The organism is Streptomyces sp. JLSY215, assembly GCF_059682825.1.
In genome coordinates, this window is record NZ_CM185022.1 from 6,019,880 (window position 1) to 6,043,161 (window position 23,282).

At 71.5% G+C, this 23,282-nt stretch carries 15 protein-coding genes; 1 reads left to right on the forward strand and 14 read right to left on the reverse strand.

Annotated features, from left to right (window positions below; genetic code table 11):
- Positions 1-102: 102 nt before the first annotated feature.
- From AC5677_RS26995 to AC5677_RS27030, 8 genes are all read right to left on the reverse strand, one after another.
- Positions 103-2,676, reverse strand: a complete 2,574-nt coding sequence (locus AC5677_RS26995) for an ABC transporter permease (RefSeq protein ID WP_497190512.1) — start codon at positions 2,674-2,676, stop codon at positions 103-105.
- 136 nt (positions 2,677-2,812) lie between these two features.
- Positions 2,813-3,643, reverse strand: coding sequence for an ABC transporter ATP-binding protein (locus tag AC5677_RS27000; RefSeq protein ID WP_497190513.1), 831 nt, complete (start codon positions 3,641-3,643; stop codon positions 2,813-2,815).
- 149 nt (positions 3,644-3,792) lie between these two features.
- A complete protein-coding gene (locus AC5677_RS27005) occupies positions 3,793-4,494 on the reverse strand; it encodes a helix-turn-helix domain-containing protein (protein ID WP_497190514.1) in 702 nt (233 codons plus the stop codon).
- A gap of 163 nt (positions 4,495-4,657) precedes the next feature.
- Positions 4,658-5,497, reverse strand: a complete 840-nt coding sequence (locus AC5677_RS27010) for a carbohydrate ABC transporter permease (protein ID WP_497190515.1) — start codon at positions 5,495-5,497, stop codon at positions 4,658-4,660.
- Entirely contained in the window at positions 5,497-6,420 is a 924-nt protein-coding gene (locus tag AC5677_RS27015; RefSeq protein ID WP_497190516.1) for a carbohydrate ABC transporter permease, read from the reverse strand. Before AC5677_RS27015 ends, AC5677_RS27010 begins: the two co-directional genes overlap by 1 nt.
- Positions 6,417-7,781: an extracellular solute-binding protein gene (locus AC5677_RS27020; protein WP_497190517.1), complete on the reverse strand. Its 1,365-nt coding sequence runs from the start codon at positions 7,779-7,781 to the stop codon at positions 6,417-6,419. The genes AC5677_RS27015 and AC5677_RS27020 overlap by 4 nt, the downstream gene beginning before the upstream one ends.
- Positions 7,782-8,013: 232 nt before the next feature.
- A complete protein-coding gene (locus AC5677_RS27025; protein ID WP_497190518.1) occupies positions 8,014-8,694 on the reverse strand; it encodes a response regulator in 681 nt (226 codons plus the stop codon).
- 16 nt (positions 8,695-8,710) lie between these two features.
- The gene (locus AC5677_RS27030) at positions 8,711-10,369 is read right to left on the reverse strand and encodes a sensor histidine kinase (RefSeq protein WP_497190519.1); all 1,659 of its coding nucleotides are present in this window, start codon (positions 10,367-10,369) and stop codon (positions 8,711-8,713) included.
- A 165-nt stretch (positions 10,370-10,534) separates the two neighbouring features.
- On the opposite strand from AC5677_RS27030, the gene AC5677_RS27035 reads away from it, so the two are divergent.
- Positions 10,535-11,920 carry a cation:dicarboxylate symporter family transporter gene (locus AC5677_RS27035; RefSeq protein ID WP_497190520.1) on the forward strand — a complete coding sequence of 462 codons (1,386 nt, stop codon included), beginning with the start codon at positions 10,535-10,537 and terminating at the stop codon, positions 11,918-11,920.
- Positions 11,921-12,477: 557 nt separating this feature from the next.
- Here the strand turns inward: AC5677_RS27035 and glgB are convergent.
- From glgB to AC5677_RS27065, 6 genes are all read right to left on the reverse strand, one after another.
- Positions 12,478-14,628 (reverse strand): 1,4-alpha-glucan branching enzyme, encoded by a 2,151-nt coding sequence (gene glgB, locus AC5677_RS27040; RefSeq protein WP_497196773.1) that lies wholly within the window; start codon positions 14,626-14,628, stop codon positions 12,478-12,480.
- Positions 14,629-14,899: 271 nt separating this feature from the next.
- Positions 14,900-16,342 (reverse strand): maltokinase N-terminal cap-like domain-containing protein, encoded by a 1,443-nt coding sequence (locus tag AC5677_RS27045; RefSeq protein WP_497190521.1) that lies wholly within the window; start codon positions 16,340-16,342, stop codon positions 14,900-14,902.
- 290 nt (positions 16,343-16,632) lie between these two features.
- A complete protein-coding gene (treS, locus tag AC5677_RS27050) occupies positions 16,633-18,351 on the reverse strand; it encodes a maltose alpha-D-glucosyltransferase (RefSeq protein ID WP_497190522.1) in 1,719 nt (572 codons plus the stop codon).
- On the reverse strand, positions 18,348-20,351 hold the full coding sequence (locus AC5677_RS27055; protein ID WP_497190523.1) for an alpha-1,4-glucan--maltose-1-phosphate maltosyltransferase: 2,004 nt from the start codon (positions 20,349-20,351) through the stop codon (positions 18,348-18,350). Before AC5677_RS27055 ends, treS begins: the two co-directional genes overlap by 4 nt.
- 675 nt (positions 20,352-21,026) lie before the next feature.
- Positions 21,027-22,580, reverse strand: a complete 1,554-nt coding sequence (locus tag AC5677_RS27060; RefSeq protein WP_497190524.1) for a sensor histidine kinase — start codon at positions 22,578-22,580, stop codon at positions 21,027-21,029.
- On the reverse strand, positions 22,577-23,242 hold the full coding sequence (locus AC5677_RS27065; RefSeq protein WP_497190525.1) for a response regulator: 666 nt from the start codon (positions 23,240-23,242) through the stop codon (positions 22,577-22,579). The genes AC5677_RS27060 and AC5677_RS27065 overlap by 4 nt, the downstream gene beginning before the upstream one ends.
- Between the last annotated feature and the right edge of the window lie 40 nt (positions 23,243-23,282).

Genomic DNA, 23,282 nt, shown 5'->3' on the forward strand with positions numbered 1-23,282 from the left:
ACGACGCAACACGAGGGAAGACGACGCAAGAGGCGGCGCGCCACGGGGCGCGCCGCCTCTTGTGCTTCCCGGCCCGGAGGGCCGTGCTTCCCGGCCCGGGTGCTACTGCGCGCCGATGGCCTGCAGCATGTTCAGCCGGGCGGCGCGACGGGCCGGCCACAGCGCCGCCAGTACGCCCACGACCAGCGCGATCAGCAGGAACAGTCCCAGCCGGCCCCAGGGCAGCACCATCTCGTACGTGGGGAAGGACGAGCCGACCATGCTGCCGCCGGCCCAGGCGAGGAAGATGCCCACGCCGATGCCGAGCACCGCGCCGAACAGCGAGATGACCACCGACTCCAGCCGGACCATCTGCTTGATCCCGCTGCGGGCCAGTCCGATCGCCCGCAGCATCCCGATCTCCCGGGTCCGCTCGAACACCGACATCGCCAGGGTGTTGACGACGCCGACCACCGCGATGACGACGGCCATGCCCAGCAGCCCGTAGATCATGTTCAGGACGGTGTCGATCTGTCCCGCGGTCTCCTTGCGCAGATCGTCATGGTTCTGGATCTTCAGCAGCGGGCTGTCGCCGAGCGCGTGCCGGATCTTCTTCGCCAGCTCGGGGGAGCCGCCACCGGCGGCCTTGACCAGCAGCTCTTCGTTCTTGAGCGGCGTGGCGTGCGGGTCGACCAGGGAGGTGTCGGCGAAGGCGTCGCCGAGCGTCTCGTTGTCCGCGTAGACCGCGGCGATCTTCAGTTTCGCCTTCTTCCCGTCGGTGAACTCGGCGTTCACCACCTGACCGGCGTGCCAGCCACGCTGCTTGGCCCAGCTCTGCGAGATCGCTATCCCGCCGGCCCGGACCGCATCCAACGAGCCCTGCCGGAAGGTGAGTTGGGTGACCTTGCCGAGCTGCGAGAGATCGGTGCCGCGGAGGTGGCCGAAGCCGCCGTCGCTGCTGATGCCCGTCCCGCGGAACGGCACCATCGCCTCGACGCCCGGTACCTTCGCCACCTTCTCGGACAGTTCGGGGTCCAGGCCGACGTACGTCGAGGTCGCGATCTTGTAGTCGGCGGTCAGGCCGTTGGCCATCATCTTGTCCATGCCCAGCTGCGCGGAGTGCCCGACGACCGTCATGCCGGTGATCAGGGTGAGGCCGATCATCAGCGCGGAGGCGGTGGCGGCCGTACGGCGGGGATTGCGCAGCGCGTTCTCCTTGGCCAGCTTGCCGCCGATGCCGAACAGCCGGGTGGTGACCGCGCCGGCCAGCGAGACCAGCGGCCGGGACAGCAGCGGCGCCAGGATGATCACGCCGATCAGCGTCAGCATCGAGCCCGCCATGGCGATCGGCAGATCGTCGCCGGACTTCAGGGTGGAGACGTAGAGCATCACGGCGACGCCGAGGCCGGTGATCACCGCGCCGATGGAGTTACGGACGATCAGGCTGCGCGGCGCGGGCGGCGCCTCGACGGTGTTCAGCGCCTCCACGGGGGCGATCTTCGCGGCCTTGCGAGACGGCAGCCAGGCGGCCAGTACGGTCACCACGACGCCGACGGCCAGCGCGGCCAGCACCGTGGTCGGGCTGATGATGACGGGCCCGTCCGGGAAGCCCGCGCCGTTGGCGTCCAGCACCGCGCGCAGCCCCACCGCGATCCCCGCGCCCAGCGCGAACCCGACGGCGGAGGAGACCAGCCCCAGCAGCGCGGCCTCGGCCAGCACCGAGCGCACGACCTGCCGGCGCGAGGCACCGACCGCGCGCAGCAGCGCGATCTCGCGGCTGCGCTGGGAGATCAGCATGGTGAAGGTGTTGGCGATGATGAACACCCCGACGAACAGGGCGATCCCGGCGAAGGTCAGCAGGGTCTGGCTCAGCGCGCTGTTCTGCTCGGCGATCATCTTGGACTGCTGCTCGGCGAGTTCGGCGCCGCTGGTCGCCTGGGCGCGGCCCTTGGGCAGCAGTTTGCGGACCTCGGCGGTCAGCGCCCGCTGATCGGTGCCGGGGGTGGCCGCCACCACCAGCTCGTCGAACTGCCCCGGGTGCAGATACAGCTTCTGCGCCGTCGCGGTGTCGAACAGCGCCAGACTGCCGCCCGCGGTCACCTGCGGGTCGTCGGTCGCGACGATCCCGACCAGCTTCTTCGTCAGCACCGGCCCGTCGGTCGCGAAGCGCACGGTGTCGCCGATGCGGTACCCGGCGGCCTGAGCCGTGCTCTCGGCCAGCGCCATCTCGCCCGCGTTGCGCGGGCCGCGGCCCTGCGCCATCGGGTAGCGGCCGTCCTTGCCGTCCTTCCCCGGCTGGTAGTTGACCGCGCGGTTCTGCCAGCCGTTGCCGATCGGCTGGTCGTCCTTGCCCGCGAGGGTCGCCTGGCCGGTGACATCGGACCGTACGGAGGCCACCCCGGGCAGCGCGCGGATCCGGTCCGCCACCTTGTCGTCGAGGGCGGTGGTCCGCTTGCCGTCCTTCTGCGGATCGGCGGCCGCGGCGGCCGCGCCGTCTTCGGGGGCCGCATCGATGGCCTGGACGGAGACGGCGACATCCTTGAGATTCCGGGCGGAGGCGTTCTTGACCGCCTCGCCGACGGTGTCGCTGAAGATCAGGGTGCCGGCGACGAAGGCGACGCCGAGCAGGACCGCGAGCGCGGTCATCATCAAACGGGCTTTGTGCGCAAGGACGTTGCGCAGGGCGGTTCGCAGCATGGTGGTGGATTCAGTCCTGAGGTCAGGGTCCGGTGCTCGGATACGGAGGGCGGCGCGCGAGGTACGGCGCGCGGGTACGGCGGGCGGCGTGCCGCGTCAGCTCGTACGGCCCTTGGCCGGCTCGTCCGGCCCTTGGCTAGCTCGTCCGGCCCTTGGCCTCGAAAAGCCGCATCCGGTCCAGGACGGCGCCGGCGGTCGGCGCGTGCAGCTCCTCGACGATCCGGCCGTCGGCGAGGAAGACCACCCGGTCGGCATAGCTCGCGGCGACCGGGTCGTGGGTGACCATCACCACGGTCTGCTGCATCGCCTGGACCGACTCGCGCAGGAAGCCCAGGACCTCGGCGCCGGACCGGGAGTCGAGGTTGCCGGTCGGCTCGTCCGCGAAGATGATCTCCGGTTGGGCGGCCAGCGCACGGGCGACCGCGACCCGCTGCTGCTGGCCGCCCGACAGCTGCGCCGGCCGGTGCGTCAGCCGCCCGGACAGGCCCACGGTCTCTATCACCCGATCCAGCCACTCCCGGTCGGGGCGGCGGCCCGCGATGTCCATCGGCAGCGTGATGTTCTCCAGCGCGGTCAGCGTCGGCAGCAGATTGAACGCCTGGAAGATGAAGCCGATCTTGTCCCGGCGCAGCCGGGTCAGCTGCCGGTCGTTCAGCGAGGCCAGCTCCGTGTCGCCGATCCGGGCGGAGCCGGCGGAGATGCCGTCCAGCCCTGCCATGCAGTGCATCAGCGTGGACTTGCCGGAGCCCGACGGTCCCATGATCGCGGTGAAGCGGGCCTTGCCGAATTCGACGGAGACGGAGTCCAGCGCGACCACGCGGGTCTCGCCCGCACCGTAGACCTTGCTCAGGTCCGTGGCGCGGGCGGCGACGGCCGCGGTGGCGGTGGAAAGGGGGAATGCGGCGGCCGCAGGGGACACGGGAACTCCAGGAGGGGACGATCGAGTCGTTGTGGTGGGAGTCCCCATTCTCGAATCCGCAGGTCAGGTAGGTCGTCAGCCCAAAGGACCCAATGCCGTACCGGTCGCAAGTGCGACATGGGCCCCCGGTGTCCTCCCACAGGAGGACACGGACCCTGACCTCCGGCCGATGGGCCGCCCCGCGGACGGCGCGGCCGCTACCGCCCGATCCGCTCCCAGAAGTCCGCCACGATCCCGTCGAGGAACGCGCGCCCCGCCTTGCCGGACTCGTCGGAGACGTCCCCGCCGCCCCAGTTGAGCGTGCCGGCCATGCCCGCCTGGTAAGCGGCGTGCAGCTCCTGCAGCACGCCCTGGATCCGCTCCTTGGGGAGCGGTACGAGCTTGCCGACCGGCCGCACATACGCCTGCCAGCGCGTCGTGACGGCGCTGGTCAGCAGTTCGGTGAGCTTCTCGTCCTGGCCGGTGAACCGGATCAGCGCGGGGAGCGGCAGCTCCAGCGCCTCCTGGAGCGCCGCGGCCTGGCGTTCACTGCCGATCCACTTCCCGCCGTCCTCCAGCCGCTCGTACGCACGCCGCTCCATGCCGATCCGCCGTGCCAGGTCGTCCGCCGCGAGCCCGAGGGCCAGCCGGTACTCGCGCAGCGTGCCCGGCGCCCCCAGCAGCTCCCCGGGCGCGCACCACAGCGCACCCGCCAGCGCGGTCAGCTCCGTATCCGTGGGGGTGCCCTCGCCCCGCTCCCAGGAGGCGACCATGGCGGGCGAGATCCGCAGGCCGAAGGCGGCCGCCATCCCGTAGGCGACATGTTCGGGGGTCATACCGAGGGCCTCGCGCAGCCGGCGCGCGGCCTCGGCGTTGAATGGGGGCCTGCGGGGCTCCCCGACGTGCGTGTTCACCAGCACACGGTAAGTGACGTGGCGGTTTCCTCCCTATGGTGCGGATGAACAAGTTGTTAACTCGTAGATTCCTACGTCTGAAATAGGTGTGCAGTAGGCGTACCGGGCAGACGGTATGTCGAGCGGTATGCCGAGTGGTTTGCCGAGGGCTTGTCGACCGGTGTGTCGACTAGCCCTTCACCGCCCCGCTCAGCGCGAACCCCCCGCCCAGCCGCTTCGCGATCAGCACGTACAGCAGGATCACCGGCGTCGAGTACAGGATGGAGAAGGCGGCCAGCTGCCCGAAGGCCACACTGCCCTCGTTGCCGAAGAAGGTGAAGACGCTGACGGAGGCGGGCAGCTGATCGGGGGAGAGCAGCAGCATGAAGGGGACGAAGAAGTTGCCCCACGTCATGATGAAGGTGTAGATCGTCACGACGGTCAGGCCGGGGCCCATCAGCGGCAGGACGATCCGCAGCAGCGTCTGCCGCCAGGAGGCGCCGTCCGTCCAGGCCGCCTCCTCCAGGGCCGTCGGTACGCCGTCCATGAAGTTCTTCATCAGCCAGATGGCGAACGGGAGTTGCGCGGCGGCCAGGAACAGCGCGGTGCCGTACATCGTGTCGATCAGATCGACCTGCACGAACAGGCCGTAGACCGGGACCATGACGGCGGTGATCGGCAGGCAGGTCGAGAACAGCACGGTCAGCAGGTACGGGCGGCTGAAGCGGGCACGGAAACGGGAAAGCGGATAGGCGGCCAGCGCGGCGCAGACGACCGTGATCAGGGTGGCGCCGCCGCACAGCAGCAGACTGTTGAGCATCGGCGTGAAGGTGATGTCGTCCGTCAGCACGGCCGAGAAGTTCCCCAGCGTGGGCGACCTCGGCAGCCGTACGCGCAGCGTCGCCTCCGGGTCCAGGGACGACAGCACCAGCCAGACCAGCGGAATCGCGAAGCCGACCGCGACGGCCAGCAGTCCCGCATCGGCGGCAAGGCGGCGGGCGCGCCGCATGCGCACCGTTCGGCGGCCCATCACCCCTCCTCGCGCAGCAGACGCAGATACACGGCAGAGAACAGCGCGCCCACCAGGAGCAGCAGCAGCGCCACCGCCGTGCCGTACCCGATCAGGGACTTCAGGAACGCCTGGTCGTACATGAACACCGGGAGGGTCTGGCTGCGGTTGCCCGGACCGCCCCGCGTCATGGCCCAGATCAGGCCGAAGACGGACAGCGTCTGGAGGGTGTTGAGCATCAGGTTGGTGCCGATCGAGCGGCGGATCATCGGCAGCGTGATGTGCCACAGCCGCCGCGGCCCGCCCGCGCCGTCTACCTGGGCGGACTCGGTGACCTCCTGGGGGATCCCGTCGAGCGCCGCGGAGTAGATGAGCATCGAGAAGGCCGTGCCGCGCCAGACGTTGGCGAACGACACGGCCAGGATCGGAAGCGTGAACAGCCAGTTCTGGGTGGGCAGATGGAGCCATTCCAGGATGGCGTTGAGGGTGCCGCGCCGCTGGAAGAAGCTGTACAGGAGGAAGCCGGCGACGATTTCCGGGATCACCCAGGCGGTGATCACGATCGCGCCGGTGAGCGACCGCAGCGGCCGCGAGGCGCGCCGCATCAGGCCCGCCAGCGCCAGCCCCAGGGTGTTCTGGCCGAGGACCGAGGAGAGCAGGGTGAACACCAGGGTCAGCAGCACCGCGTTGAGGAAGTTGCGGTCGGTGAGGGCGTGCCGGAAGTTGGCGAGGCCGACGAAGGACGCGGATTCCTGGCCGGTCAGCTGGGTGTCGGTGAAGGCGATGTAGACGCAGTAGCCGATGGGGCCGGCGAGGAAGAGCAGGAGGAGGACGGTGGCGGGGGCGAGGGGGGACCAGCGCAGCAGGCCGCGGCGCACGGGGGACGTACGGGCCGGGCGCGCGGCCTTGGCGGCGGCGCCGGCCTCGGTGACGGCGCCGGTCATGGCCGGGCGGCGACCTGGCCGTCCACGAGGGACGGCAGCGCTTCGTCGTAGTCCTTGGCGGCCTGGCCGGGCGAGGCGGAGTCGGCGGTGACGGCCTCCATCGCCTCACCGATGGCCGCGGAGACCTTGGGGTAGGCGGGCAGCGCGGGCCGGTACCGGCTGATCTTGACCAGGCCGGTGAAGAAGCCGATGCCGGGGACGGACCTCAGATAGCGCGGATCGGCCGCGACGTCCTTGCGGACCGCGATCTGCGCGCCCCGCACACACCATTCCAGGGCGTTCTTCTTCGACTGGAAGGTCTCGATCAGCTTCCAGGCCAGATCGGGCTGTTGGGCCCTCTGCGGTACGGACCAGGTCCAGCCGCCGGCCAGGCTGACCTTGCCGGGCGCGGCGCCGTGCTGGGTGGGGAACGGCGCCTGGCCGAGCGTCGTCGACCACGCGGGCCAGGGGTTGCCGCCCCCGGTCTTCTGCCACTGCTGGCCCAGCCACGAGCCGTCCAGATCGATCGCGAGCTTCTCCTCGGGCAGCAGTTCGGCGGCCACACTGGTCTGGATGTTGGGGCTGAGCGCGTCGGAGACATCGGGCCCGAGCTTTTCCCGGTAGACCGTGTCGATGAAGTCCAGGCTGTCCTTGAAGCCCTTGCTGCCGGTGACCCATTTCTTGGCGTCCGGGTCGTAGAGCGGCTGTTCGCCGGTGCCGTACAGCAGCATCTCGAAGCCCTGCATCACGGCGGCCTCGCCCGCGCCCTTGCCGGTGAAGACGTTCAGCGGGATGACGCCGGGGACCTTGCGCTTGACGGTGCGGGCCGCATCCAGGACCTCGTCCCAGTTCCGCGGCCGCCAGTCGGCCGGCAGCCCCGCCTTCTTGAAGATCTTCTTGTTGAACCACAGCCCCCGGGTGTCCGTGCCGTCCGGGACGCCGTACGTCCTGCCGTCCTGGGCCCGCGCCGCGGTCTTCGCGCTCGCCTCGAACTGCCGCCAGTCGTCCCACTTGGCCAGATACGGATCGAGGGGCCGCAACAGCCCCGCCTTGATGTCGGAGTTGACCAGAAACGTGTCCTCGTAGACCAGATCCGGCGCCGTCTTCGGGGAGCGCATCATCTGCTGGATCTTGGTGTAGTAGTCGTTCTCCGATGCCTGGATCGGGATGAGCTGGACCTTTTTCCCGGGGTTGGCCTTCTCGAACTCCTTGGCCACGAGGCCGATGTACTGGTCGCGGACCAGGACCTTGCCGTTGGTGTCCTTGATGAACGCGACCTTGACGGTGTTCCGGTCGCTCCCGGACCCGCTGCCGCAGGCGGTGAGCGTGCCGGCGGCGAGGACGGCGGCGGTGAGCAGAATCAGCGGGGCGGTGGGGCGCACGGCGACCTCCAACTAGGGGCCTGTCCGAGGGGTCAGGGCCGGGCCCGCGGCGCCTGGCACGGCACCTCGCAGCGTTCCCGAAACGTCCCGATAGCTCCGCTATCAGGCCGCTCCGGCGCCTTGCGATGCACCGCACCAGACGCCGCGGCCTTTCCGACCCTGACCCCTCGGGCAGGCCCACCACGAACCACGGCGGGTTGCCCGCCGAAAGTAAGCCACCGATCACAGCCGGTCAATGGCCCGACCAGCGATAGCGCAATTCCGGGCGGCCCACCTGGCCGTACTGCGGGGCGCGGGCGGCCCGGCCGCTGTCGACGAGATGTTCCAGATAACGGCGGGCGGTGATCCGGGAGATCCCGACATCGGCGGCCGCCTGCGCCGCGGTCAGCCCGCCCTCGGCGGCCCGCAGGGCATCGGTCACCGCGCGCAGGGTCGCCGAGGTCAGCCCCTTGGGCAGCGCGGCCGGCCGCGGCGGGCGCAGCGCGGCGATCGCCCGGTCCACCTCGTCCTGACCGCTGGCCTCGCCCGCGGTGGCCCGGAACGCGGCGTAACGGGTGAGCCGGTCGCGCAGGGTGGCGAAGGTGAAGGGCTTCAGCACGTACTGCACCACGCCGAGCGAGACGCCCTCGCGCACCATCGCCAGATCGCGGGCCGAGGTGACGGCGATGATGTCCGCGCCGTGCCCGGCCGCGCGCAACGTCCGGACGAGGTGCAGGCCGTGGCCGTCGGGGAGGTAGAGGTCGAGCAGGAGCAGGTCGACGGCGTGCCGGTCGAGGTGGCGGCGGGCCGCGGCCATGGAGCGGACGGTGCCGGAGACGGTGAAGCCGGGCACCCGCCCCACGTACAGCGCATGGGCGTCGGCGGCGACCGGATCGTCCTCGACGACCAGGACCCGGATGTCGGGGGCGCTCACCGGCCCCTCCTCTCGTTCACCGGGCGGCTTCTGTCGTGGCCGGCCCGCCGGCGGGGTGCAGCGGCAGCCGGACGGTGAACCGCGCGCCGCCCTCCGGTGCCCGGTCGAGGGCGATGGTGCCGCGGTTGCGGCGCACGGCCTGGCGGACCAGGGCGAGACCGAGGCCGTGGCCCGGCCCGGCCTTGGTGGACCAGCCGCGCCGGAAGACCTTCTCGGTGGCGTCCGCGGCCACCCCGGGGCCGTTGTCGGCGACGCCGAGCAGCAGCGCGCCGTCCTGCGTCGCGCGCGCGGTGACGTGGACGGCCGGGGGGTGCATCTGCGGTGGGGCGGCCGCGTCGATGGCGTTGTCGATGAGGTTGCCCAGCACGGTGACCAGATCGCGGGCGGGCAGGCCGGGCGGCAGCAGATTGTCGTCGATCCGGCTGTCGGGGGTCAGGCTCAGCTCGACGCCCCGCTCGTTGGCCTGCGCCGCCTTGCCGAGCAGCAGCGCGGCGAGCACCGGCTCGGCGACCGCGCCGACGACCTGGTCGGTCAGCGCCTGGGCCAGCTCCAGCTCGGCGGTCGCGAACTCCACGGCGTCCTCGGCCCGGCCCAGTTCGATCAGCGAGACGACGGTGTGCAGCCGGTTCGCGGCCTCGTGCGCCTGCGAGCGCAGCGCCTCGGCGAAGCCCCGTACGGAGTCCAACTCGCCCGACAGCGCCTGGAGTTCGGTGTGGTCCCGCAGGGTCACGACGCTGCCGCGCCGCTCGCCGCCGGAGACCGGGGAGGAGTTGACGACCAGGACCCGCTCGGCGGTCAGATGCAGCTCGTCGACGCGCGGGCCGGGCGCCAGCAGCGCCTCGGTCAGCGGCCCCGGCAGCCCCAGCTCCGCCACCGGCCGGCCCACCGCGTCGCCGGACAGCCCCAGCAGCTCCCGCCCGCCGTCATTGATCAGCGCGACCCGGCGCCGCCCGTCGAGCATCAGCAGTCCCTCGCGCACCGCATGCAGCGCGGCCTGGTGGTAGTCGTACATCCGGCTCAGCTCGGCGGAGTTCATCCCGTGGGTGTGCCGCCGCAGCCGGGCGTTGATGACGTACGTGCCGAGCCCGCCGAGCGCCAGCGCGCCCGCCGCGGCCGCGATGCCCGCCAGCACCTGGTCCCGCAGCTGCGCGCTGATCGTCTCGATGGTGATCCCGGCGCTGACCAGCGCGGTGATCCGGCCGCCGCGCCGCGGGTCGTGGACCGGCGCGACGACCCGCACCGACGGCCCGAGCGTCCCCAGATACGTCTCGGGGACGATCCTGCCGCGCAGCGCGGGCCCGATGTGTCCCAGGTACCTCTTCCCGATCGCGGACGGGTCCGGGTGCGTCCAGCGCGTCTTGTCCGGCGCCATCACCACCACGAAGTCCACGCCCGCATCGCGCCGCACCCGCTCCGCGTACGGCTGGAGCGCGGCCGACGGGTCCTTCGTACGGGCCGCCGCCACGACCGCCGGGGAATCGGCGACGGCGGTGGCCACAGCGGTCGTCTGCCGTCGCGCCGTCGCCTCCGCCTGCCGCTGAGCGCTCAGATACGCGAACAGCGCGCAGCCCGTCACGACCACCGCCACCAGCACCACCTGCATGGCGAACAGCTGCCCGGCCAGGCTGCGCGGGCGGCGCAGCCGCCGGGGCGGCAGGGGACGGGGGAGTCGCATACAGAACAGTCTGCACGGTCACTTTTTCGGCGCTCGGCGCGGTCGCTTCGCGTGAACGTAATGCACGCAAGGGTGACGGGCGCCACAGCGGCGTGCATAGTCGCCGGGACTTGTTGTGCACCAGAGCCGCAGACCAGCGCACAGCCGTAACCCGAGGAGGCAGCCGTGGCTGCACAGACCCCGCCACGTGGGGGCACCACCGAGGACACCGCACCCGCCAAGCGGGACCGGACCCACTATCTCTACCTCGCCGTCATCGGCGCGGTACTGCTCGGCATCATCGTGGGCTTTGCCGCGCCCGGCGTCGCCGTGCAGCTCAAACCGCTCGGCACCGGATTCGTCAACCTCATCAAGATGATGATTTCGCCGATCATCTTCTGCACCATCGTGCTGGGCGTCGGCTCGGTGCGGAAGGCCGCCAAGGTCGGCGCGGTCGGCGGACTGGCGCTCGGCTACTTCATGGTGATGTCCACCGTCGCGCTGGCCATCGGCCTGGTCGTCGGCAACATCCTGGAGCCCGGGTCCGGCCTGCATCTGACCGAGACCGTGCGCCACGCGGGCCAGGCGCAGACCGCGGGCCCCGGCGAAAGCCTGCCCGACTTCCTGCTCGGCATGATCCCCAAGACGCTGGTCTCCGCCTTCACCCAGGGCGAGGTGCTCCAGACGCTGCTGGTGGCGCTGCTGGTCGGCTTCGCGCTGCAGGCGCTGGGCGCGGCGGGCGAGCCGGTGCTGCGCGGCGTCGGGCATCTGCAGAAGCTGGTCTTCCGGGTGCTGTCCATGATCATGTGGGCGGCGCCGGTGGGCGCCTTCGGCGCCATCGCGGCGGTGGTCGGCGAGACCGGCCTGGACGCGCTGAAGTCCCTGGCCATCATCATGGTCGGCTTCTACGTCACCTGCCTGCTGTTCGTCATCGTCGTCCTGGGCGCGCTGCTCCGCCTCGTGGCGGGCGTCAACATCTTCCTTCTGCTGAAGTACCTGGCCCGGGAATTCCTGCTGATCCTGTCCACCTCCTCCTCGGAGTCGGCGCTGCCCCGGCTGATCGCGAAGATGGAGCACCTCGGCGTCAGCAAGCCGGTGGTCGGCATCACCGTCCCCACCGGCTACAGCTTCAACCTCGACGGCACCGCCATCTACCTGACGATGTCCTCCCTCTTCGTCGCCGAGGCGATGGGCAAGCCGCTGTCCCTCGGTCAGCAGATCTCGCTGCTGGTCTTCATGATCATCGCGTCCAAGGGCGCGGCGGGCGTCACCGGCGCGGGCCTGGCCACACTGGCCGGCGGCCTCCAGTCGCACCGCCCCGAACTGGTCGACGGCGTCGGCCTGATCGTCGGGATCGACCGCTTCATGAGCGAGGCGCGGGCGCTGACCAACTTCGCGGGCAATGCGGTGGCGACGGTCCTGATCGGCACCTGGACCAAGGAGATCGACAAGACCCGGGTGACCGAGGTGCTGGCCGGGCGCGTGCCCTTCGACGAGGCGGCTCTGGCCGCCGACGCGCACGGTGCGACCCCGGCGGCCGTCCCGGCACCCACGTTGCCGGCTAACGCCTGATCTTTCTCCCCACGTTGTCTGCCGTCCCGCCGTTGGGGTTTGCCGCCGTTGCGCCTGCGGCGGGCCGGTCCGCTGCGCTTTGCCTGGGCCGACGTTTTCGGCTTCCCCGCCGTAGGGGTTTGCCGCCGTTGCGCCTGCGGCGGGCCGGTCCGCTGCGCTTTGCCTGGGCCGACGTTTTCGGCTTGCCCGCCGCGGGGGTTCTTCGCCGTTGCGCCTGCGGCGGGCTGGTGCCGCTTGCGCGGGGCTGTTCGGCTGCGGGGCCGGGCCTCCGGACTCCGTCCTGCGGCCCGCCCCCTCCCCGTTGGGGGTGGGGAGGAGGACGGTTGGGGGTGTACGTCGGTGGTCAGGTGCACCGGGTGGACACAACCACCTGCACCTGACACGAGACGCTCGCCCCCACCGGCCTTTCCCACCCACCCACGGGAGGGGCCACCCCGCAGGACGAAGTCCGGAGGGGTGGCACCGCACCCGACAAACCCACGCCCGCCGCAGGCGCAACGGCGACAAACCACCACGGCGGGACAGCCGACAACGTGGGGCCAAGGCAAAGCGCAGCGTCAGGTGGGGAGGAACCACACCGTGGCCAACGGCGGCAGGACCGGCGTGAACGACATGTCCCGGCCGTTCCAACGGACGGGCTCCGGCTTCAGGGGGTCGGGGTTGGTGACGCCGCTGCCGCCGTAGCGGAGCGCGTCCGTGTTGAGGGCCTCGCGCCAGGCGGGTACGTCGCCGGGGACGCCCAGGCGGTAGGCGTGGCGGACGACGGGGGAGAAGTTGGTGACCGCGATCAGCGGGGTGCCGTCGGCGGCGTGGCGGAGGAAGGAGAGGACGTTGTCCTCGCCCGCGTCACCGTCGATCCAGGAGAAGCCGGCCGGGTCGGTGTCGCGTTCCCACAGCGCGGGCGTGTCCGTGTAGCCGCGGTTCAGATCGCGGACCAGGTCGCGCACGCCCCGGTGGTCCGGTTCCGCGTCGTACGACGGGTCCAGCAGCCACCAGTCCGGGCCGTGGCTCTCCGCCCATTCGGCGCCCTGCGCGAACTCCTGGCCCATGAACAGGAGTTGCTTGCCGGGGTGCGCCCACATGTAGCCGAGGTACGCGCGGTGGGTGGCGCGCTGCTGCCACCAGTCGCCGGGCATCTTCGAGACCAGCGACCGCTTGCCGTGCACCACCTCGTCGTGGGAGATCGGCAGCACGTAGTTCTCGGAGTAGGCGTAGATCATGGAGAAGGTGATCTCGCCGTGGTGGTACTTGCGGTGCACCGGCTCCTTGGAGACGTAGACGAGGGAGTCGTGCATCCAGCCCATGTTCCACTTCAGCCCGAAGCCCAGGCCGCCGAAGCCACCGGGGCCGACATGGTGCGTGGCCCGGGTGACGCCGTCCCAGGCGGTGGACTCCTCGGCGATGGTGACGACGCCGGGGCAGCGGCGGTAGACCGTCGCGTTCATCTCCTGGAGGAAGGCGACCGCGTCGAGGTTCTCCCGCCCGCCGTGGATGTTCGGCGTCCAGCCGCCCTCCTCGCGGGAGTAGTCGAGGTAGAGCATGGAGGCGACGGCGTCCACCCGCAGACCGTCGATGTGGAACTCCTCGCACCAGTAGACGGCGTTGGCGACAAGGAAGTTGCGGACCTCGGTGCGGCCGTAGTCGAACTCCAGGGTTCCCCAGTCCGGGTGTGCGGCCCGCGCCGGGTCCTGGTGCTCGTAGAGCGGACGGCCGTCGAACTCCGCCAGTGCCCAGTCGTCCCGCGGGAAGTGCGCCGGTACCCAGTCCATCAGGACGCCGATCCCGGCCCGGTGCAGCGTGTCGATCAGGTACTTGAAGTCGTCGGGGGTGCCCATCCGTGCGGTCGGGGCGTAGAACCCGGTCACCTGATAGCCCCAGGACCCGCCGAAGGGATGCTCGGCGACCGGCATGAACTCGACGTGGGTGAAGCCCAGGTCCTGTACGTACGCCGGGAGTTGGGCGGCGAGCTGGCGGTAGGTGAGGCCGGGGCGCCAGGAGGGGAGGTGGACCTCATAGACGGAGAACGGCGCCTGGTGGACGGGGCGCTCGGCGCGCCGCGCCATCCAGTCGGCGTCCTGCCAGTGGTAGTGCGACTCCTCCACGACGGAGGCGTTGGCCGGCGGGCACTCCGTCCGCCGGGCCATCGGGTCGGCGCGCAGCGTCTTCGACCCGTCCGGCCGGGTGATCTCGAACTTGTAGAGCTCGCCCTCGCCGATGCCCGGGACGAACAGCTCCCAGACGCCCGCCGAGCCCAGCGAACGCAGGGGATGGGAGGTGCCGTCCCAGAAGTTGAAGTCGCCGACGATCCGGACGCCTTGGGCATTGGGCGCCCAGACGGTGAAGCGGGTGCCGGTGACGCCCTGGTGGTCCATGGGCCGCGCGCCCAGCGCCCGCCACAGCTGCTCGTGCCGGCCCTCGGCGAACAGATGCAGATCGAGTTCGCCGACCGCGGGGAGGAAGCGGTAGGGGTCCTGGACCGTCACCGTGCTGTCCTCGTACTCGACGACCAGCTCGTAGTCGGGGATCCGGCGCAGCGGCAGCACCCCGGCGAACAGCCCGTCGCCCTCGGCGTGCAGGGTGGCGCGCAGTCCCTTGGCGACGACGGTGACGCCGGTGGCGTGCGGCCGCAGGACCCGGAAGAGCAGCCCGCCGCGCACCGGGTGTGCGCCGAGCAGCCCGTGCGGATCGTGATGGGCGCCGCCCAGCAGCCGGGCCCGGTCCTCGTCGCCGAGCGGGGCGGCGGCCCGTACCCCACGGCCCGCGGCCTTGGGCTTCTGCCCCCGGGGCGCGGGCGGGCGGCCGTCCGAGGTGCGTCCGCCGGTCCGCGCGTGCGGCGCGCCGTCGTCGGTCGCGTCCTGGGCGGGGGTGGGGTCGGTGGTGCTGGGGGACGGGCGGGCGGTCACGTGGGGTGCCTCCTCGGGGCGGGGCGGGGCGGGGGATCGGCCGGAGCCGGCGGGATCACAGGGGGTACGGGGAGGGTCAGGCACCCGCCGCCAGCCGCCGGATGGCGGCCATCGGGACGGGCAGCCAGTCGGGCCGGTGCCGGGCCTCGTAGAGCACCTCGTAGACGGCCTTGTCGGTTTCGTAGGCGCGCATCAGCTCGGGCGCCGAGCGCGGGTCGAGCCCGCCGGCCTCGGCATAGCCCTGGCAGTAGGCGTCGCGGGTGCGCCGCGCCCAGTCCAGCGACCAGGGATCGCCGCCGCCCGGTCCGCTGCGCGCCGCGTAGTCGAAGGAGCGCAGCATCGCGGCCACATCGCGCAGCGCCGGCTGCGGGCGCCGCCGCTCGGCCAGCGGCCGGGCCGGTTCGCCCTCGAAGTCGATCAGTGACCAGCGGCCCTCGTCGGCGGAGCGCAGCGTCTGGCCCAGATGCAGATCGCCGTGGATGCGCTGGGCGGCCCAGCTGTGCCCGTCCCGGCCGACCTCGGCCAGCGCGTCGAACGCCTCCCGCAGCCGGGGGCAGTAGGGCTGGAGCAGGGGCACCGCGCGGGCGGTGGCCTCCAGCCGCGCGTTCATCCGGGCGGCGATCGCGGCGAGCTGCGGGCGGTGCAGCTCCGTGGTCGGCAGCGTCTGCGCGAGCGCGGTGTGCACCTCGGCGGTGGCATGGCCGAGCGCGCGCGCCGAGCCGGTGAAGTCGGCGCGTACGGACAGGGCGTTCAACGCCAGCTGCCAGCCGTCCGCGGAGCCCGGCAGATACGGCTGCAGGACGCCCAGCGTGGTCGGCTCGCCGTCCGCCTCGGCGGCCTCCGCCTCGAACCACGCCACCGGGGCGGGCACCCGCGCACACTTGGCGTCGGCCAGTGCGCGGGGCAGCTCCAGATCCGGGTTGATGCCGGGCGCGATCCGCCGGAAGACCTTGAGGATGAACGATTCGCCGTAGACGATCGAGGAGTTGGACTGCTCGACGGCGACCGGCCGGGCCGGCAGCCCGGAGGGAATGTCCTGGCCCTCCTCGCGGTCGAAGCGCAGCGCGCCGATCCGGCCGGGCACCCGCAGCCGCTCCAGCAGCAGTCCGCACAGCCGGTTGTCGAGCAGCGCGTCATAGACGCTGCGGCCGCGCAGCGGGCCGCCGGTGGGGCGGCCGATCGCGGCGGGTGCCAGCTGCGGCGGCAGCGCGGGGTGCACGCCGAGCAGGAGTTGGTAGCAGTCGCCCGCGACGGTGGCGCGGTTCGGCGGCGCCGACTGCTGGGCGCGCACGAGCAGCTGCAGTATCCCCGGTGTGCCGCCGTCGGCGGTGCACGGCAGCAGTTCGGTCGCCGAGAGCAGCGAGAAGCCGGTGATCAGCCGTCCCTTGCCGGCGAACCAGCGCTGGCGGGGCACCCATGCGGCGAGCAGGGGGACGAGCGACGACAGCAGATCGGGTGCGGCGACGAGCGGGCGGTCAGGGGTGTTACGGATGGCACGGGTCGAGGCGGTGTCCGACATGGCGTCGCGTCCTTTCCCCGGGCACACGACAGATAGCCCAAAGTGTCCCGGAATGCGGCCTTGACTGTGCGGCGGCGCGGTGGGGGTACCCCCAGACGGAGTCCGGGGCGGCGCTGCATGCCTTGCACGGCGTCCCCTGGATCCCGGGGCCGCCGGTGACTCGCCCGGCCCGTGCGGTAATAGGGAGACTGCCCGAGCGAAAGGTCAAAAAACGCCCGTACGCGCGTGCGGCCGCGTACGGGCGGATTTCTGGGAGCCCGTGCCGGTGAGGCGGCTCCGTCAGGCGCCGCTCACGCGGGGTTCTTGCGCAGCCGGAACCAGTAGAAGCCGTGCCCCGCGAGGGTGAGCAGGTACGGCAGTTCACCGATCGGCGGGAAGCGGACGCCACCGATGAGCTCGACCGGATGCCGGCCGCTGAACGCCTGGAGGTCCAGCTCCGTCGGCTGCGCGAAGCGCGAGAAGTTGTTCACGCACAGCACCAGGTCGTCGTCCGCGCCGCCGGTACCGGGCGACTCCCGCAGATAGGCGAGCACCGCCGGGTTGGAGGAGGGCAGTTCGGTGTAGCTGCCGAGCCCGAACGCCGGGTTCTGCTTACGGATCTCGATCATCCGGCGGGTCCAGTGCAGCAGCGAGGAGGGCGAACTCATCGCCGCCTCGACGTTGGTGACCTGGTACCCGTAGACCGGATCCATGATGGTCGGCAGCGAGAGCCGGCCCGGGTCGCAGGAGGAGAATCCGGCGTTGCGGTCCGGCGTCCACTGCATCGGGGTGCGCACCGCGTCGCGGTCGCCGAGCCAGATGTTGTCGCCCATGCCGATCTCGTCGCCGTAGTAGAGGATCGGCGAACCGGGGAGCGAGAGCAGCAGCGCCGTGAAGAGCTCGATCTGATTGCGGTCGTTGTCGAGCAGCGGGGCGAGCCGCCGGCGGATACCGATGTTGGCGCGCATCCGCGGGTCCTTGGCGTATTCCGCGTACATGTAGTCGCGTTCTTCGTCCGTGACCATTTCGAGGGTCAGCTCGTCGTGGTTGCGGAGGAAGATGCCCCACTGGCAGCCGGAGGGAATCGCCGGGGTCTTGGCGAGGATTTCCGATACCGGGTAGCGGGATTCGCGGCGTACCGCCATGAAGATCCGGGGCATGACCGGGAAGTGGAACGCCATATGGCATTCGTCCCCGCCGACGGCGTAGTCGCCGAAGTAGTCGACGACGTCCTCCGGCCACTGATTGGCCTCGGCCAGCAGCACCGTGTCGGGGTAATGCGCGTCGATCTCGGCGCGGACCCGCTTGAGGAAGGCGTGCGAGGCGGGCAGGTTCTCGCAGTTGGTGCCCTCCTCGGCGTAGAGGTACGGCACCGCGTCCAGCCGGAAACCGTCGATGCCCAGGTCGAGCCAGAACCGCAGGGCGGAGATCATCTCCTCCTGGACCGTCGGATTCTCGTAGTTGAGATCCGGCTGGTGGGAGAAGAAGCGGTGCCAGTAGTACTGCTTGCGCACCGGGTCGAAGGTCCAGTTGGACGCTTCGGTGTCGACGAAGATGATGCGGGCGTCGCCGTACTGCTTGTCGTCGTCGGCCCAGACGTAATAGTCGCCGTACGGCCCTTCCGGGTCGGTGCGGGACTCCTGGAACCACGGGTGCTGATCGCTGGTGTGGTTCATCACCATGTCGATGATGACCCGCATACCGCGCTGGTGCGCGGCGTCCACGAATTCCACGAAATCGGCGAGATCACCGAACTCGGGAAGCACCGAGGTGTAGTCGGAGACGTCATATCCGCCGTCCCGCAGCGGGGATTTGAAGAACGGCGGGAGCCAGAGGCAGTCCACCCCCAGCCATTGCAGATAGTCGAGCTTGGCCGTGATGCCCTTGAGGTCCCCGACGCCGTCGCCGTTGCTGTCCTGGAACGAGCGCACCAGGACTTCGTAGAAGACGGCCCGTTTGAACCAGTCGGGATCGCGGTCCTTTACCGGTGTGTCCTCGAACGTGTCGGGGACGGGCTCATTGACGATCAATTGGGTGACCCTCCGATCGGTGAGGACGGTCGCAGTGACAGCACATGAGCGGGCGCGAGAGAGCGGCCCGGCTCCAGGCGCACATAGTTGTCCCTGCCCCAGTGGTAGGTGTCGCCGGTGAGCTCGTCGCGCACCGGCAAGGAATCGTGCCGGCCGAGGCCGAGTTCCGGCATGTCCAACGACACCGTCGCCTCGTGGGTGTGGTGCGGATCGAGGTTGACCACTGTGAGCACCGTGTCGGCCTCGGCCCCGTGTCCCGCGCGCTTGGAGTACGCGATCACGGAGTCGTTGTCGACATGGTGAAAGTGCAGGTTGCGCAGCTGCTGGAGCGCGGGATGCCGGCGCCGGATGCGGTTGAGCGCGGTGATGAGCGGGGCGATGGTACGCCCTTCGCGGGTTGCCGCATCCCAGTCGCGGGGCCGGAGTTGGTACTTCTCCGAGTCGAGGTACTCCTCGCTGCCGTGGTGCAGCGGCGTCGCCTCGCACAGTTCGTAACCTGCGTACACGCCCCAGCTGGGGGAGAGCGTGGCGGCCAGTACGGCACGGATCTCGAAGGCCGCGCGGCCGCCTTCCTGGAGGTAGGCGTGCAGGATGTCCGGGGTGTTGACGAAGAAATTCGGCCGCAGGTAGTCGGCGCTCGCACCGCTCAGTTCGGTGAGGTACTCGGTCAGTTCCCGCTTGGTGTTGCGCCAGGTGAAGTACGTGTACGACTGGTGGAAGCCGATCTGGGCGAGGGTGCCCAGCATCGCGGGGCGGGTGAACGCCTCGGCGAGGAAGAGGACATCGGGGTCGGTGCGGTTGATGTCGGTGAGCACCTTCTCCCAGAACGCCACCGGCTTGGTGTGCGGGTTGTCGACGCGGAAGATCCGTACGCCCTTGGCCATCCAGAAGCGCAGCAGCCGTTCCGTCTCGCGCACCAGCCCGCGGAAGTCGGTGTCGAAGGCGAGGGGGTAGATGTCCTGGTACTTCTTCGGCGGGTTCTCCGCGTAGGCGATGGAGCCGTCGGCACGGTGGTGGAACCACTGCGGGCGCTGGTCGACCCAGGGGTGGTCGGGGGAGCACTGGAGGGCGAAGTCCAGGGCCACCTCCATCCGCAGATCGCGGGCGGTGCGCACGAAGTGCGCGAAGTCCTCGAAGGTGCCCAGGTCCGGATGGAGGGCGTCGTGGCCGCCGTCGGCGGAACCGATCGCCCAGGGGGAGCCGACGTCGTCGGGCCCGGCGGACAGCGCGTTGTTGGGGCCCTTGCGGAAGGCGGTCCCGATGGGGTGTACGGGCGGCAGATAGACGACGTCGAAGCCCATCGCGGCGACCGCGGGCAGGCGTTCGGCGGCGGTGCGCAGGGTGCCGCCGATGACGCTGCCGTCCGGTGCGGTGACGGCGCCCTCGGAGCGCGGGAAGAGCTCGTACCACGAGCCGTACAGGGCCCGTCGGCGCTCGACGACCAGCGGCATCGGCCGGGAGACGGTGAGCAGTTCGCGCAGCGGATGGCGGTCCAGGGCGCCGGTGACCTCGGGGGCGAGGGCGGCGGCGAGGCGGGTGGCGGCGGGGAGTTCGCCGTTGCGCAGCGCGTCCACGGCGCCGAGCACCGCCTCGCGGCCGTCGCTCTTGGGGACGTCGGCGGCGGCCCTCTCGTGCAGGGCGGCGCCCTCGGCGCAGACCAGCTCGGTGTCGATGCCCGCCGGGATCTTGATGGCGGCGTGCCGGCGCCAGGTGGTGAGCGGATCGGACCAGGCCTCGACGGTGTACGTCCAGCGGCCCTCGACGCCGGGGGTGACCTCGGCGGTCCACCGGTCGGTGCCGGGCGCGGCCTCGGTCATCGGGGTCCAGGGGCCGCAGCGGCCGGCGGGGTTGCGCAGCACCACGTTGGCGGCGACCGCGTCATGGCCTTCGCGGAATACGGTGGCCGAGACCTCGAGGGTCTCGCCGGCCACCGCCTTCGACGGTCGGCGGCCGCAATCGATCTGCGGGCGGATGTCCAGTACAGGGATGCGACCGATCATGGGCTCACCTGGGCTAGTGATACTTTGCGGGGTTTTGTCCTTTCTATCCGCTCCACGGTAGGGGGGAGGGGTCCGGGCATGGGCGCTCCTGTCCGCTTTCACTCGGTTGGCGGTGGGTGCGGCGAGTAGCGGCGTACTCCGTGAGCCTGCCCGGGGTGCAGGTCCGGGCAATCCGGTACGCAGGTGAACTACTCGTTCGTAACTCCTCGCCCGCCATGACCCGTCGGGAATCCTTCAGAACTCTCGCGGGACGGGGCCGAAATGCACTGACACAACCGGGTCGCCTCCTCAACTCAGGTGAATCACAAGAGATTTGAATCACAAGGGAGTTGCGGTGTGCGGATGTCCGATGCCGCGCCGGGCCCGTCGGCGTCACACCGCAGCCTCTCGCCAGGAGGGAGTCCGTACAAGAGCGCCTGAGGGGGTGGAATCGGCCATATCGACGGACCCGGCGGTACGGGTGGGGGGGCCGTGCAGTGGGGGAGGGGGAGTGCGGGCAGCACATGCCTGCGGCGGGGGAGGCGCTCCGGTGGCCGCCGTGCGGTGGCCGGATCCGGTGCCTGTGCCCGCGCGGGTCGGGCCCGGTGCGGCGGCCGGGCGCCGCCGTAGCACCGACCGAACACCTCTGCCGGGGCGGTGAGTTCCTCGCCGGGAGGGTGGGCGCCGGGGCAGGCCCTAAGGGGTCCGGGGCCGCACGATGCCCCGCCGCACCAGCCGGTCGCCGGCGTAGCAGAGCTCGTACGCGGAGGTGGTGTCCGGGTCCACGCCGTAGTACGCGCACAGCCATCCGCGCGGGGGCGGCGGCGTCCCGTCCGGCGGGGTGTCCAGCGCGAAGAACGGCACCACGGACTCCACCTCCGTGCGCGGCATACCGATCCGCAGGCGCGCGTAATCGGCCCGGTCCAGGACCGTCCAGCCGGGGCTGATCAGCGCGAAGACGCCCATCAGGACGAGCAGGCCGGCCAGCGCCGTCGGCGGGACGGTCACCGTCTGTCGCAGCCGCCGCCGCACCTGGCGCCGCGCCTGCGCCAACTCCCGTTCCGTGGCGCTCGGTTCGGGCTCCGGCGGGGCTTCGGTGACCGGCCCGTCGGCGGCCGGCAGCCACGCCGTGACCGCGAAGCCGCCGTCCGCCGTCGGCCCGCTGCGCAGCGTCCCGCCCGCCAGCCGTACCCGCTCGTCCAGGCCCACCAGCCCGCTGCCGCCGGAGACCGGATCCGGCCCGGGAGTGCCGGGGCGCGGGCCGTCCGGCCGGGGGCCGTTGGCCACCGTCACCTCGACGCGCTCGGCGGACCGGACGATCCGCACCCGGGCGGCCGCGCCCGGCGCGTGCTTGGCGGCGTTGGTCAGCGCCTCCTGGACGACGCGGTGCAGGGCATGGCCGGTCATCGGCGGCTGCGCCACGGGTCCCTCGCCGGTCTCCGTCACCGTCACCGACATCCCCGAGGCCCGTGCACGGTCCACCAGCGCGGTCACGTTCCCGGCCGTCGGTGGCGGGGGCGCGCCCTCGTCGTCCGTGCGCAGCACGCCGACGATCTCCCGTAGCCGTTCGGTCGCCGCTCCGGCCGCCGCCCGCAGCTCCCCGGCCGCCGCCCGGCGGTCCTCGGACAGCTCCGGGGCCAGCTCCAGTGCCCCCGCCCGCAAGGCGATCAGCGCCAGATCGTGGCCCAGCGAGTCATGCATGTCGCCGGCGATCCGGGCTCGTTCACGCAGCCGGGTGCGGTCGGCGACGGCCCGCTGCTCGCGCTCCATCCGGTCGGCCAACTGCCAACCGTTGCGGGCCAGTTCAGCGTACTGGCGACGGCAGCGGCCCAGCAGCCACGGCAGCGCCACATTGAGCAGCAGCGCGAGCAGGAAGGTGAACCAGGGCCACAGCGAGCGGCTGACGAGCGCGTACAGCGGGACGCCGGTCAGCGCCAGGCCGGCGATGAACCACAGCGCGGGCCGGGCGCGCGCCATCCGGATGCCGGCGAGATAGCCGAGGACGGCGAGGGCCAGGGTGTACGCACCGGTGGGCGGCTGCACCGAGAGCACCAGGCTCGGCACGACCGGAATCGCCAGCGCCGTCAGCGGCCGGGCCTTGCGTATCAGGACGGCCGCGCCGAGCAGCGGGAAGGCGGCGGCCGTCGCCCACCGCTGGAGCGCGTCGGGTCCGTCGAGCGTGTAGGCGGGCGGAACGCACAGAATCAGCCACAGCGCGAGCCCGGGGAGCCGGGGGCGGAGGCGGTTCATGACGGGGGGACCAGTCCCGCCTCGTACGCCAGGATCGCCGCCTGCACCCGGTTCTTGAAGCCCAGCCGGGCCAGGACGGCGCTGACATACGCCTTGACCGTGCCCTCGGTCAGGAACAGCCGCGCGGCGATCTCGGCGTTGGTCAGCCCGCCGCCGATCAGGCCGAGCACCTCGCGCTCGCGCGCGGTCAGCCCGTCGGCGCGGGCGCGGGCGGCCGCGCCGCGGCCGAGCCGGCCGTCGCCCAGATGCGCGATGACGCGGCGGGCGATGGCCGGTGAGAGCGCGGCGCCGCCCTCCGCGACGGCCCGGACGCCGGCGATCAGCTCCCGGGGATCGCCGGACTTCAGCAGGAATCCGGCGGCGCCGGAGCCGAGGGCGGCCGCGATGTACGCATCGTCGGAGAACGTCGTCAGGATGACGACGGCGGTTTCGGGGGCCAGTTCGGCCAGCCGCTCCGCGGCGGCGAGCCCGTCCAGGCCGGGCATCCGGATGTCCAGCAGGCAGACGTCCGGGCGGTGCCGGCGGGCCAGGGCGAGAGCCGCGTGGCCGTCCGCGGCCTCCGCGACGACCTCGATGCCGGGGTCGGTGCCGAGGACCGCGCGGACCCCGGCCCGCAGCATCGGCTCGTCATCGGCCAGCAGCACTGTGGTCGTTCGGCTCATCCCGTCCCCCGTGACGCGCGAGGGCGGTGCCCGGAGGGTT